This window comes from Thermoanaerobacter sp. X514 (genome assembly GCF_000019065.1).
Lineage (GTDB): Bacteria > Bacillota > Thermoanaerobacteria > Thermoanaerobacterales > Thermoanaerobacteraceae > Thermoanaerobacter > Thermoanaerobacter pseudethanolicus.
Genome location: NC_010320.1, coordinates 697,797 through 711,863, shown reverse-complemented (window position 1 = coordinate 711,863; position 14,067 = coordinate 697,797). Strand labels below are relative to the sequence as shown.

Genomic DNA, 14,067 nt, shown 5'->3' with positions numbered 1-14,067 from the left:
TCCATCACCCAAAAATCCTTTTATAAAATTCAGTATTTAGCTGTTTCAAAACGTCAAACTTAGAAACTGCTTCTTTTCTCGCTCTTTCATTAAGTTCAACAATTATAACAGGGAAATCATCTTCTTTTGCAAGAAAACCATCATCATTTTTAGTCATCTCTAAAGGCGCATGAATAGCTGACGCCGAGTAAAAACTATATCCTCCATATTCCCCTTTAAAACCGCTTTCTACTGCAAAAAATAGATTTTGTTGAACGTTTTGCCATAAACCTGCTATTTGCCTTGCGTAATTTCTTTCATCTCCCCTTATAGCTACTGGTGAAATAACTAAATTTACTCCTTTTAGCGCAGCATACCTTGACACCTGTGGATAAAAAACATCAGTTGACAAAATTATACTTACCTTAAACCCATTTATCTCAGCTATATTAAGTGTACTTCCTCTTGACAAACCAATATCTCTTTCCCACTTTGCGAGATACAATTGCTTTTGGAATAATTTTACTTCTCCGTTCAACAAAAGAAAAGAAGAATGATAAGTTTTGCCTCCGTCTTTTTCAAAAAAGCTTCCCGGACATATGGCAATATCCTCATATTTTAAAGAAATCTCTTTCATTTCTTCTAAAAATTTATCTTCAAAGTCCCAAAGCATGCCTGTAAGAGCTGGAAAAACTACAACATATGCTCCTTTTTCTTGACAAACCTTGAGAATTTCATCTGTTCTATTCAAAAACTCTTTTTTACCAGTTATCTTTTCTACCTCTCCTTTTTTTAAAACGACAGACGCCACTTTCATCTGTATTTCACTCCTCAAAAAGCACTTTATAAAGAGCCATTGCAAGATATCCCGCTCCAGTTGCAAAGCCTACACCTGTTTTTGCCTCCCCTGTGTTTCTGTCAAAGCTTTCCGCCAAAAGTCCATAATCCATGTTGGCATTTTTAAGCCACAAAAGGGCTTCCTCTCTTTTTAGAGGATTTAACAAGCTCCCACAAAGCCCCAAACCTGAGGGTGTATTAGGATGATGATCACAGGCAAGCTCTCTTATCTTTGCATCCTCAAAATAGTATTTGTATTTGGGTGAATAATAATATTCAATGGTATTTTTAAATATCTCATCCTGATAATCCACAAAATCGTAGTAATACATAAGCCCAAGATTCCCCGGCGGGTCATTGTAAAACTTATAATTTCCTTTTCCATCCGTAGACCAAGCAAAAATAGGCTTTCCGTCCACCTCTGTCACAAGGTATTTGTATATCCCCTTGTAAATTCCGTCAATCTTTTTTTGCAAAGCTTCCGCCTTGTTGTACCAGTTGAGCTTCACGTATAAATCCTTTAAGTTTATAAAACCTCTCCACAATATCACATTGTCTATTGTCACAAAAGGATAATCTGAAGGGTCATCAGAAGGGAGCAAAAACGTCTTGTAAAGCCCTGTTTCTTTGTCAAACTCCCTTTCAATTCGGTTGTATACCCTCTCAAGAGCTTTTATAAGTTCCATATCCTCCAAATCTATATCCATGTTTCCTATGAGAATAAAATAGCTTGCCGCCTCATCCAGTTCAAATCCTGGATACAGCACAGTTCCATCGATGTAGTGAGCGTGGTCTCCCGTATTTTTGCTGTGCCTTATAATCATCTCTCTCGCTATAAAATCGTGAAAACCTTTATCTATTAATTTCACAGCAGGAAATGACCATAAGAAACTATCCCTTTCCCAAAAAGCACCAGAAACGTAATACCTCGGGCTTCTGGATGTCAATGTAATGTAATTATCTGTTTCCATATCTTTTCCAATGGCAAAAAAGTAATTAAAAAACAAATTTTTATTGAGTATTCTTTCCAACTCATTGTCTTGCGTATACTTTATATACTTACTTTCAAGCCAAGTATAAAGCTCTTCATATATATTCCTAAAACCTTTCCTTTTAAGGTGTATTAAAGTAGTAGATGCACCGTCCATATCAGAATTTATTGTTACATAAAAACAGTTTGTTCCATTAGTTTTTGATTTAAGCAAAATTCTACCACCATTTTCTTCATATTCAAAATCCTTTTCGCCGCCAAATGCAAGAGCAAAGGATATATTGTAAGAAAAAATATTTAAAGCAGGATTTTTGAGCCACTTATCAATCTTAAACTCTTTTTTAAAGTCTACCTCATGAGAATTAAAACGCAAAAAGCTTAATTTATCCACATTCACCTCTAAATGAACATCCATCTCTTTAGAACATTCAAATTCATACACAAATCCTTTTTCATTCATATCGGCATAAATTTTCACTAATGCCCATTCACCGCTGGCAAAATGCAATTTAATAGATGGTATGTAATAAAGTTCTTCTTTTGCTTCATTATTTACTATTTCAAGCTTTTCTCCATCTTTATAAAATATAGGTTTAAATAAGGCTTCCTCACCTGATAACTCAACAAGCCCTTTGTTTGAAAGAGAAACAATGTTTAAACTTTTTATAGAAGCATCTTCTATTTTTATTTCAGGCAAACTTATATAGTGATTGCCAACATATAAAACCATAACATTTTCTTCAAGTTCAGACGGCCTTGTTATAATTTTACCCATCATAAAAACCCCCATATATCCCCTATAATAAAACATTTTATTTCTCAACCGCCAAAAGACTGTCATACTTTAATTGTACTCTTTTTTCTAATAAAAGCCAAACAAAAAATATAAAAAAGGAAGCAAACTAAATAACTATTTGCTTCCTTTTTTATATTAAATTATTTTGCGTTTTTCAAAGCCTCTGTAGCTAACTCTTTGAAAGTTTCTGATGTGTGTGTAGCTCCTGTAACTGCATCTACTTTAGCAGGATCTTGCTTTTCTACTAGTTGCTGTTCCAACTTTTCATATGCTTCTTTAGGCGTGATATTAACTTTTGCCTTCATGTTTTCAGCATATTGTTGGTCATCTCTCTTTAATTGACCATCTTTGTTAACTTCATTATAAGTTACAGAGGCTATCTTGCCATCCTTTACAGTCACTTCTATTTGTCCTTTCCAACCATGATCGTCAAAATCAGGTTGTTCCGCCTTATAAGTACCATCTTTGTAACCACCACTTGCTGTTTTTGAAGAACAGCCACTCATAACAACCAGTGCAAACAACCCCACCAGCACAAGAGCTAAAACTCTTTTCATAAAATTTACACCTCTCCTCAAATGTGAATTTTATGGTTAAGAATATTATACCATTCCGTTAAAATAATATCAAGTAATATAAATAAAAAACGTATACTTCTTTTAAGAAGCTTTTTAAATTTTCCTTTTTATGTATATTACAATTTTACTCTTAATAAGAGCGAAGCTATAATCATTGAAATTCCTGTTATTTGATATATCTTCACAGTATTAGCATTTGCTTTTATTAATTTAGGTATATTGTCATAATATTTGCGAGCAATTTTTACAGATTGTACTGCTAAAGGAAGTGTAACAAAAGATAACAACCATAGAAAATTCTTAGTAACAATAGCTATTACAATAAAAGATAGGTACGCTGCTCCATAAAGAGCTGCATATACAATTACACCTTTTTCTTTGCCAATTCGCACCAATAAATTATATTTATGACCTCTAAGGTCCGCCTCATAATCAGGATACTGATTTATCCAGAGAACATTAGTTATTAAAAATCCTATCGGTAATGAAAGTAATAAAATATCTCCACTTATGTGATGAGTCAAAACCAAGTACATACCTGTCATAATTAAAGGTCCAAAAGTTACTCCAACTGCTATTTCTCCAAAACCTATATAACTAAATTTAAAAGGAGGTAGACTATAAAAAATTGATATTAAAATTCCTAATAATCCAATTATTAACACTAAAGGTTCACGAAAAACCACAATGATTAAACCTATAAAACAGGCAGCAAGCATAGTTAAAACTGCGATAATTATTGTCTCTTTAACTGTAAGTTTACCTTCAACAATTGTCTTTTTTCCCCCACTAAAAGGAGTCCTTTTATCAGGAGTCACAAATGTATCTACCCCAGACTTATAATCAATAACTTCATTAACAGCATTTTTCCCAATTTCAATAAAGTAAATGCCTATTACAGATATAAAAAACCATAAAAAATCAAATTTACCTGTTTTTCCATAAGCATAAGCTGCTGCAACAAACATAGGAACTGTAGAGGCTATCCATATTTTAGGATCTGCTAATTGCCAAAATCCCTTCCAAACTCTCGAAAATTCTGATTTGTTCATAATGTTTCCTCCTGCAAGAAATTATTTAGTCATTAAAGTATATTCAGGATCAGTAACTTTAAAGTTGCCTTTTAGACCAGAGGTTATATATACTTTTTTATCGTCTGTAACAAATATAGCTTGCACTCCAGGTAAACTTTCTGCCAACTTCAAACCTTCTTCTAAGCCAATTACAAAAATTTTTGAAAGAGCATCACCATCTATAGAAGTATCAGTTATTATTGTCACACTGTATAAGTGATTATCTACAGGATAACCTGTAAAAGGATTTAGTATGTGATGATATAATTTTCCATCTTTTTCAAAATACCTTTCATAAACTCCAGAAGTAACAACAGCTTTATTGGAAACCTCTACTATGCCCAAATATTCACCTCTTGGTTTAAAAGGAGTTTGAATACCTATACGCCAGTTACCACCATCAGGTTTTGTTCCTATTGTAAGAACATCACCTCCTAAATTAATTATGGCATGTTTTACACCCTCTTTCTTTAAAACTTGTGCTACTTTATCTGCCGCATATCCTTTTGCAATACCTCCTAAATCTATACTCATACCTTTATTTTTCAGCATAATAGTCATATTCTTTTCGTCCAATATTATATCCTTATAATTTACAAGAGGGAGTTTAGCTTTTATTTCTTCAGGGGAAGGTACTTTAGCTTTATCAGTTCCTATATTCCAAAGTTTTACTATAGGTCCTACTGTAATATCAAAATACCCCTTTTCAACATCAGAAAAATGTACCGCTTTTTTTATCACATAAAAGGTGTCAGGTGAAACCTTAACAGGTCTAATACCTGCATTCTCATTAATTTGATTCACTTCACTGTTTTTGATGGTAACACTCATCTTGTCTTCTACATCTTTTATAGCTTTAAATCCCTCATCTAAAACCTTTTTCGGCACATTATCGTATATGCTTATTGTACAATAAGTATCTAAAGCAAATTGTGTATCAGATATAGGCTGTGAATTTTTATTTGAACACCCAGAAAATATACTGGCAACAGTGAATATTAGAAAAAAAGCTGCAAAAAAAGTCATAGATTTTTTCATATAATGATCTCCTCCAAAAAAGACTTTACATCTCTTTTTAATTATTTTAATTAATAATTTCTATATAAAAGTTTACCAGTAACTTCAATTAAAACTTGTTTAGATGGAGAGTCTTTCAACATAGATATTTTATCAAAAGCCTTTTTAGTATATTTTTGTGCCAACATTTTTGACCGATCTATTCCACCATTTTGCTGAACAAATTCAATTATTTGTTTTATGTCTTCCTCAGAATAACTCTCTTTTTTAAGTAATTCTAACATTATTTTATCTTTATTCTTATCCAGCGAATAGATTAAAGGCAGAGTAAAAACCCCTTCTCTTATATCATTGCCCAGAGGTTTCCCAACTACAGCCTCTTGACCAGTATAATCTAAAATATCGTCTATAATTTGAAAAGCCATGCCAATATTGTAGCCTATACTTCCCAATGCTTTAGCTAAGTTTTCGTCACACTTGCTTTCATAGGCTCCAACATAAAAGCTTAGAGCAAAAAGAGCAGCAGTTTTCGCAGCTATTCGCCTCAAATAATCATTTATTGTAATGTCGATATTGCGACGACTCTCAAATTGTCCAATTTCACCTTTGCATATCTTTGAGACTACTTTTGACACTTTTTTTAGATTACTAATAGCGATATTATCTGATAACAACAAAAAACTCTCAGAAAAAAGGAAATCTCCTATAAATACAGCATAATCTTTTCCATATTCTGCTTGGATAGTGGGCTTGCTCCGCCTTATCAAAGCATTATCAATTATATCATCATGTACCAAAGTTGCCATGTGGAGCATTTCTATAGCAGCAGCTAAAGGCAATATTTTCTTTCTATCGTATTCTCCAAATTTCCCGGCTAAGATTACAAAAGCAGGTCTGAGCATTTTACCACTATTATAGATCATATCTAACAATATATTCCTGATTGATTTGTTAGAGTTTTTAATACGCTTTTCCATTATTTTTATAACTTCAGTAAGCTCATTTTTTATCTCTAAATTATTATTCCAAAACTTATCCATCTAACCACCTTAATCAATGTAAATTTAAATTTTTTAATTTTCCCCAATGTTTTAAAACAAATTTCGCAGTCAGTCCCACAAAAACACCAGTCCCTATTCCAGCTATCATCAAAACAGGTAAATACACCATTATATTAATATTTTGCACTATAAGAGAGGCCACCAACATTTGCCCAATGTTGTGAAATACGGCACCTACAACACTTACCCCAACTTCACTTATGTTTGATTTACCTATACTTTTGGCAAAATACATAGCAAAAAGGCTTAATATTCCCCCTCCTATGCTATAAAAGAAAGTAGAGGGTGAAGAAGCAAAAAAAGTTGCTAACAATATTCTCACAAAAAGCACTATAAAAGTATCAAAAAAGCCAAATAAATACAAAGATATGACCGTAATTATATTAGCAAGTCCTAATTTAGCACCGGGAGCAATAAAAGGAACAGGTAACATTCCTTCTATAATATATAAGATTAGAGAATTAGCGACAAGTATTGCGAGAAAAACCATTCTATGAGTCCTTGACATGGTGGTGGGCTCAATAGGAAACTTGGTCCACTTCGGCATTTTTAACACCCCGTATTTCTACAACCATTCTAAATGGCAAACATACTATACTTTGCCCCGGCTTATCAATAAATCCTTCTTTCATACAAATTTTATCTGGACATTCAGCATCAATCACCTGTACTCTACCATCTTTAACTAGCAATACATTTGTACCGTATTTCGTAACTATAGGTATCTCTTCTCGATAATTTACATCCTCCAATGATATCTCTTTATATATCTTTCCGTCTACCATTATTACCGCATATTTGTGGTGATAATGTTGGGTTGTTGATATTTTATAAAATACCAACAACCCAATAGCTAAAACAACTACAAAAAGCATAATTAAGATATCACCTTTTTTCACACTAAATAACCCTCTTCCATCCCATCAACTGATATAAAGATACGTTTTTCGTGCAAAAGAGGTCTTTTTCCACCAATTCTTTATCCAAGGTATCACGTAATAATCCAGTCCAAAAGCTCTTCCTGCCCCTCCCATTAAAGCTATAGCTGCAAATATATACCATAATATAGACTTATCTGCCATCGCAGATAATATAAAATTAAGTGCTAAGAATATAGAACCAGCTGATGCTAAAACAGTAAACAAACCTGCTATTAAAGCCAAGCCTATTGCTACTTCCGCTAGTACTACCATCGCTTGGAACAAAAAGGCATGTGGCGCCACAAAAGTATCCATAAACCATTTGTAAAAAGCAGGAGGTTCTTTTAACAAAGGTTGCAAAGTTTGTGCTGCAGTAGCAGCTTCACCAGCTTTAGCAGTAGCACCAGATACATCAGAGGTAGTTATAATAAATATTTTTGTAGGGTCAAGCCATCCTTGCTGTATTTTGTTTATACCTTCTATAAGCCACAATGCACCTACATATATCCTTAAAAGAACCAGCCAAAATATGGGGATATGTGCAGCAATATGTCCTCCTAATATTGAACGATTGTTTTTAATTTCAAAGAACTCGTGATAAATGTATGATAACACCGCATTAAAACCTGCTACACCAAAAAGATAATGCATATTTACAAGGTGTTTCATAGCCATAGCTAAAAAACCTGTCAAAGATACACCCATAAGTTCTGCCACTGCATACCTACTTCCTATAGAAACCATAAAACCATGATATTTCGGTTTAAAAGGTTGTTTTTCTCCTCCTTTTATATCAGCTACTATATTGTGTACTACAGTTTCGGCAGACTGCAAGGCAGTCTCTACTATTTGTGGAATAGGTTTACCATCTAACTCATAATAAGCTAAATCTCCTATTACATAAATGTTTTCTTTGCCTACTGCCTGCATGTACTCATTCGTCTGAACTCTAGATCTTCTACCTAACTCTAAACCAAAATTCTCAACACATTTGTTACCCTGAACTCCACACGTCCATATAAGAGTTTTTGTTTCAATTTTTCTGCCATCTTTTAAAACTATATAATCTTTTGCTACTTCTACTATAGGAGCATTTGTTAAAACTTCTACACCTTTTTTGGCCAAAAATTTAGCAGCTTTATTAGCTAATTTTGCATTTAAATTAGGAAGTATGGTATTCAACGCTTCTATCACCATAATTTTAACATCATTGTGATCTAAATGATATTTATCGCATAAACTTTTTGTCCATTCCATCAATTCGCCTGCAGTTTCAATTCCCGTAAACCCTGCGCCAGCTACCACAAAGGTAAGCATTTTTCTTTTCTGCATTACTTTCAACACTCGCTTTTCTAAACATCTCCTCAATATGTTCCCTTGTCTTAATAGCAGCTTCTAACGTTCCTACCGTAAACCCATACTCAAATACACCGGGTATACCAAAATCACATGGCTCACTTCCAATTCCTAAAATCAAATAATCATAGTTATACTCCCCATCTTTTCCAATTACGCTTTGCTTTTCATAATCAATCTTTTCTACTTCATCTATTATGACTTCTACTTTTTTATTTGCAAAAATCTTGTGTAAATACACACGAACACTGTCGGGTTCTATTCTGGAGCCAGCTACTTCATGTAAATCTGTTAACAATGTATGATAAGGTTTTTTGTCAATAAGAATTATTTCTATATTGCTGTCATTTTTAAATTTTTTGTGTAGTAATTTAGCGGCATGTACACCCCCATACCCGGCCCCAACAATGACAATTCTTTTATGCTCACTCATACAAAACACCTCTCGTTTGATACAATTATAACAACATTCTTTACATATATTTTACTATATTAATTGTAGTCTGTCTATAGTTTGACAACGAAAACATTATCTTAATATCCCTTTAAAAAATTATGGGGATATACCTTATTAAAAAGTATACCCCCATACCGTATTTACGCGATTTCTACAATTATTTAATAAGCAAGGTCTTTGCTTTAAACAATGCCTAAATTTAAACAAACAGCAAGCCATTTTTTATTGTCCTTGTGCAAGTGGAGCAGGTAATACAAATATCCTTTGAGCCAATTCAGCATCCAGTATGAATATAGGCTGTATGTTATCTCCTATAAGCTCTAACTTGTCAACAAGCCTCTGGAAGCTCTCTTCTTCTTCTACCTGCTCGTTGACAAACCACTGCAAAAATGCATTGGTGGCATGATCCTTCTCCTCAATTGCTATATCAACAAGCTTATGAATCCTTTCAGTTACAGTCTTTTCATGGCTCAAAGCCTTTTTAAAAAGTTCTAAAATACTTTCAAAATTTTCCTCTGGTTTTTCTATAGGATAAAGAGTAACTTTCCCGCCCATGCGATATATGTACTCGTAAAAAATTCTCGCATGTGCAAGTTCTTCTTGTGTCTGAACCTTGAAGAAATTAGCAAAACCCTCTAGGTTTTTCTCTTGAAAATAATTTTCCATTGCAACATATAGATATGCAGAATAAATTTCGTAATTCAACTGTTTATTTAATCCTTCTAACATCCTGTTACTCAACATACAAAATACACCTCTCATTCTATATTCCTTATATTTCTATTGTACACTTTTAGAAGCCAAAAAACAAGTAAAAATAAGACAAGATAATATTTTAAGAATTCCCTTGAATCTTTCCTTGGTTTTCTACTAATTCTTTCTTCTCTTTTACTTTCTCTTCATCGGCAAGATAATAATGCCTTATAGGTTTTAAATCATCGTCAAGCTCATAAACTAACGGAATTCCTGTAGGAATATTTAACTCCATTATCTCCTGCTTAGAAAGATTGTCAAGGTATTTTACAAGCCCTCTCAAACTATTTCCATGAGCAACTATTAGCACTTTTTTACCTGATTTTATAGTCGGTGCAATTGTGGACTCCCAATATGGAATAACTCTGTTAATTGTATCAATCAAATTTTCAGTAAGGGGGATTTCTTCCTCAGAAAGGTCAGCATATCTGGGGTCAAAACCGGGATATCTCGGGTCATCTTTTTCTAAGGCGGGAGGCCTTACATCAGCAGATCTTCTCCATATTTTTACCTGCTCTTCTCCGTATTTCTTGGCGGTCTCAGCTTTATTAAGCCCTTGCAGTGCTCCATAATGCCTTTCATTGAGCCTCCATGATTTATAAACCGGTATCCACATCCTGTCTAATTCGTCAAGAACAATCCACAAAGTTCTTATAGCTCTTTTTAAAACAGAAGTAAAAGCACAGTCAAAAGTGTACCCTTCTGCCTTTAAAGTCTTGCCGCTTTCCCGAGCTTCTTCAATGCCCTTTGGAGATAAATCAACATCCGTCCAGCCAGTAAATCTGTTTTCCATATTCCACAGGCTTTCTCCATGTCTTAGCAAAACAACTTTATGCATACATATCCCCACCTTTCATATTTACAAACATTTTCTGTCTTTTCCCACTCTATCCTGTTTTCTTAATTATATCTCAATTATCAAGCAATTACAACAGTATTAATAATCATTATTATTTAATATTTATATGTATTCACTAATCTTTCTTTAAAAATAATATCTACTTACATAATCTTTTACAAAATAATAAGTATTTTGTGCTTAACACGCATAAAAATTTCAGCATAATTATTGCAAGGAGCAAAGACTGAAAATGAGTTTAATTTAATTAAAGAATATTTAAGTACTCAAAAATTCTATGACCTAAAATATGGTATCAAATCCTATGAAGATGCTGCAAAAATGTATTTCAAGTGTAGGAAAAAGGGAATCACTATTCGCAGCACTATAGATTTGCTTATAGCAGAAACAGCCATTGAAAATAATTTATATTTGTTACATGATGATGACGTTTTCTCTTTAATTGCACAAGTTGATGAAAGATTAAAAGAGTATTAATAAAGGAGCACGGGGCATTTTCCGTGCTCCTGAGTATCTATTTTAAAATTGTCTTACCGATGACCTCTGGAAGACAAGAATATTTTGCTTATCTCCGCAGCGGCGAAGGGTATCAAACCGAATATTATGACGATATCCATTTCGTAGAATGATAGGTACGTCGTGTCAAAGATAGTTCTCAAGAATGGCACATAGATTACAGCCAGCAGCAGGATTAGCGAGATAAATGTGCCCCAGAGCATAAAATGGTTGGTAAAAAATCCAATTTTAAATACTGAATGGGTCTCAGAACGGGCAGAGAAAGCCCGCAAGAGTTCGCTGAAAATTAGCGTAGCAAAAGCAAAAGTCCTTGCCTTTTCGATACTGTCGGTATATTTCAAAGCAAAAACGAATACTCCGATTATAGAAACGGTCATAAAAATGCTCTGTATCGCAATTTGCCACCTCATGCGGGTGTCTATTATAGGTTCTTCCGGTCTCCTGGGCGGCTGTTGCATTATATCCGGCTCCTTCTTTTCCATACCCAGAGCCAGAGCCGGGAATGCGTCTGTGAGCACGTTTATCCACAAAAGCTGAACGGGTTTCAGCGGTATAGGCAATCCCGCCAGCATGGAGACAAATATAATGAGTATCTCCGCGATGTTGCACGAGAGTAGGAAAAATATGAATTTACGTATGTTGGAGTAAATAACCCTGCCTTCCTCCACTGCAGAAACTATGCTGGCAAAATTGTCGTCGACCAGAATCATATCAGCGGTTTCCTTGGCGACATCAGTGCCGGTAATACCCATAGCCACACCTATATCAGCTTTCTTTAAGGCCGGTGCGTCGTTAACACCGTCTCCTGTCATTGCCACGATGTGGCCGTTATTTTTTATGGCTTCTACTATTCTAAGTTTATGGATTGGTGATACTCTGGCGTAAACCGATACCTCCCTGGACTTCTGGAACATCTCGTCGTCGCTCATGGAGTCCAGTTCGGCACCTGTCAGTACACCTGCCTCGCTCTCAATTAGGCCTAGATCCTTCGCTATGGCTACCGCGGTGTCTCTGTGATCGCCGGTAATCATTACAGGCCATATACCTGCCTGCTTACATGTCTTTATTGCCTCTATGGCTTCAGGTCGCGGAGGATCAATCATACCTATCAAACCGACGAATACAAAATCTTTTTCAATATCTTCCGCCTTCGGTTCCTCTGGCAAATCATTCAAAGGCTTGTAAGCCAGAGCAAGCACCCTGAGAGCCTGAGACGCCATGGCTTTATTGGCCGCAATTATAGCTTCTATATCCTCCTGTGTTAAAGGTACCTCCTGGCCATTTTTGTAAATATAACTTGAAAGACTTAAGAGGACATCCGGTGCCCCTTTTGTATATGCTATATATTTTCCGTCAAAAGGATGAATTGTCGTCATAAGCTTTCTATCAGAATCAAAGGGAATTTCGTTAAGGCGGGGCTGTGTTTTCTCTAGGTCTTCAACGAATATTCCGGCTTTAGCAGCAGCAACTACAAGAGCTCCCTCGGTGGGATCACCGAGAATTCTCCAGGATTTTTGATCTTCGTGTTCGGTACCGCTTCCCTCCAACCTGGAATCGTTACAAAGAACTCCAATTTTTAAGAGCAGTTCCAGACATGTATCGGATTTCGGATCGATTTTGGAGCTGTCAATGTAAAATTCTCCGTAAGGCCTGTAACCTTCACCGCTAATAGAAAAAAATTGGCCATTCGTAAAAATTTTTGTTGCAGTCATCTGGTTCTGGGTGAGGGTACCCGTTTTATCGGAACATATAACTGTAGTACTTCCAAGGGTCTCCACAGCGTGTAGTTTTTTTACGAGTGCATTACGCTTTACCATGCGCTGCATGCCGAGGGCCAGGACTATTGTTACTATTGCAGGAAGGCCTTCAGGTATAGCCGCTACCGCAAGGCTGACAGCAGTCATGAACATCTCTAAAAATTGGATGCCTCTTAAAAGCCCCAGTAAAAAGACAATGCCGGATATAACGAGGCTGGCGATTCCAAGTGCTTTCCCCGTTTGTTCCAATTTTTTCTGGAGAGGCGTGACTTCATCCTGGTAAGACTCGAGCATTTCGGCTATCATACCTATTTCAGTCTTCATGCCCGTTGATACCACTATGCCTTTGCCCCTGCCGTAAGTAACGACAGTGCCCATAAAAGCAGAATTAGCCCTGTCTCCAAGTGGCATCTCTTCGTTGAACACTATATCGGCGTTTTTTTCAACAGGAACCGATTCCCCGGTAAGCGCTGATTCGTCGATTTTTAGATTTACACTTTCCACCAATCTCAAATCTGCTGGCACGTAGTTTCCGGCTTCGAGCAAAACTATGTCCCCTGGGACCAGTTCGCGAGCGGGGATAACCTGGACCGTGCCGTCTCTTATAACCCGCGCCTCAGGAGCTGCCATCTTCTTTAAAGCATCTAGGGCTTTATTCGCCCTATATTCCTGTATTACACCTAGTATCGCATTTAGAATAACTATCATTATAATTACAGCCGAATCGATTACTTCGCCCACCAGCATAGATACCAGGCTAGCAATGATAAGTATAATTACTAGGAAATCCTTGAATTGACTCAAAAACATTTCAAAAAAAGTCAACCCTCTTTTGCTTACAAGCTCGTTGTATCCTTGTTCCTCAAGCCTTTGTCGGGCGACTTCGGATGAAAGTCCCTTTGACAAATGAGTGCTAAGTAATTCGGCAATATCCGTTGCATGTAAGGTATACCATTTTCTATTCTCCAACAGCGACCCTCCCTTATTGTATCTACATTTATTTTTCCTCATTTTAACCTCTATTTATTAATCAAATTTTTTATATGAATTTAACCACCCTCACCTCCTACAACAAAAGAAGATAAAAAAACCTTTGACCTCAATTCCCATAAGGAAT

At 35.5% G+C, this 14,067-nt stretch carries 11 protein-coding genes and 2 pseudogenes; 1 reads left to right on the top strand and 12 read right to left on the bottom strand.

Annotated features, from left to right (window positions below):
- Positions 1-4: 4 nt before the first annotated feature.
- The 11 genes and pseudogenes from TETH514_RS03440 to gpmA all read right to left on the bottom strand — a co-directional run bounded on the left by TETH514_RS03440 (position 5) and on the right by gpmA (position 10,656).
- Positions 5-796, bottom strand: coding sequence for a nitrilase-related carbon-nitrogen hydrolase (locus tag TETH514_RS03440; RefSeq protein ID WP_009052172.1), 792 nt, complete (start codon positions 794-796; stop codon positions 5-7).
- A 7-nt stretch (positions 797-803) separates the two neighbouring features.
- Entirely contained in the window at positions 804-2,582 is a 1,779-nt protein-coding gene (locus tag TETH514_RS03435) for a glycoside hydrolase family 125 protein (protein ID WP_038016340.1), read from the bottom strand.
- A 161-nt stretch (positions 2,583-2,743) separates the two neighbouring features.
- A complete protein-coding gene (locus tag TETH514_RS03430; RefSeq protein WP_003868154.1) occupies positions 2,744-3,160 on the bottom strand; it encodes an FMN-binding protein in 417 nt (138 codons plus the stop codon).
- A gap of 137 nt (positions 3,161-3,297) precedes the next feature.
- On the bottom strand, positions 3,298-4,233 hold the full coding sequence (locus TETH514_RS03425; protein ID WP_003868153.1) for a prenyltransferase: 936 nt from the start codon (positions 4,231-4,233) through the stop codon (positions 3,298-3,300).
- 21 nt (positions 4,234-4,254) lie between these two features.
- A complete protein-coding gene (locus TETH514_RS03420; protein ID WP_009052170.1) occupies positions 4,255-5,292 on the bottom strand; it encodes an FAD:protein FMN transferase in 1,038 nt (345 codons plus the stop codon).
- A gap of 50 nt (positions 5,293-5,342) precedes the next feature.
- On the bottom strand, positions 5,343-6,311 hold the full coding sequence (locus tag TETH514_RS03415) for a polyprenyl synthetase family protein (protein WP_003868151.1): 969 nt from the start codon (positions 6,309-6,311) through the stop codon (positions 5,343-5,345).
- Positions 6,312-6,324: 13 nt separating this feature from the next.
- The gene (locus tag TETH514_RS03410; RefSeq protein ID WP_012268619.1) at positions 6,325-6,879 is read right to left on the bottom strand and encodes a Gx transporter family protein; all 555 of its coding nucleotides are present in this window, start codon (positions 6,877-6,879) and stop codon (positions 6,325-6,327) included.
- The gene (locus TETH514_RS03405) at positions 6,851-7,231 is read right to left on the bottom strand and encodes a NusG domain II-containing protein (RefSeq protein WP_003868149.1); all 381 of its coding nucleotides are present in this window, start codon (positions 7,229-7,231) and stop codon (positions 6,851-6,853) included. Before TETH514_RS03405 ends, TETH514_RS03410 begins: the two co-directional genes overlap by 29 nt.
- A 24-nt stretch (positions 7,232-7,255) precedes the next feature.
- A pseudogene (locus TETH514_RS03400) lies at positions 7,256-9,041 on the bottom strand (FAD-dependent oxidoreductase).
- Positions 9,042-9,287: 246 nt separating this feature from the next.
- Positions 9,288-9,809: a ferritin gene (locus TETH514_RS03395; protein ID WP_003868147.1), complete on the bottom strand. Its 522-nt coding sequence runs from the start codon at positions 9,807-9,809 to the stop codon at positions 9,288-9,290.
- A 91-nt stretch (positions 9,810-9,900) separates the two neighbouring features.
- Positions 9,901-10,656, bottom strand: coding sequence for a 2,3-diphosphoglycerate-dependent phosphoglycerate mutase (gpmA, locus tag TETH514_RS03390; protein WP_009052167.1), 756 nt, complete (start codon positions 10,654-10,656; stop codon positions 9,901-9,903).
- A 228-nt stretch (positions 10,657-10,884) separates the two neighbouring features.
- Between gpmA and TETH514_RS12840 the strand changes: the two are divergent.
- Positions 10,885-11,154 (top strand): annotated as a pseudogene (locus TETH514_RS12840) (VapC toxin family PIN domain ribonuclease); the annotation flags it as partial.
- A 53-nt stretch (positions 11,155-11,207) separates the two neighbouring features.
- Here TETH514_RS12840 and TETH514_RS03380 read toward each other — a convergent pair.
- A complete protein-coding gene (locus TETH514_RS03380) occupies positions 11,208-13,961 on the bottom strand; it encodes a calcium-transporting P-type ATPase, PMR1-type (RefSeq protein ID WP_009052166.1) in 2,754 nt (917 codons plus the stop codon).
- Positions 13,962-14,067: the final 106 nt, after the last annotated feature.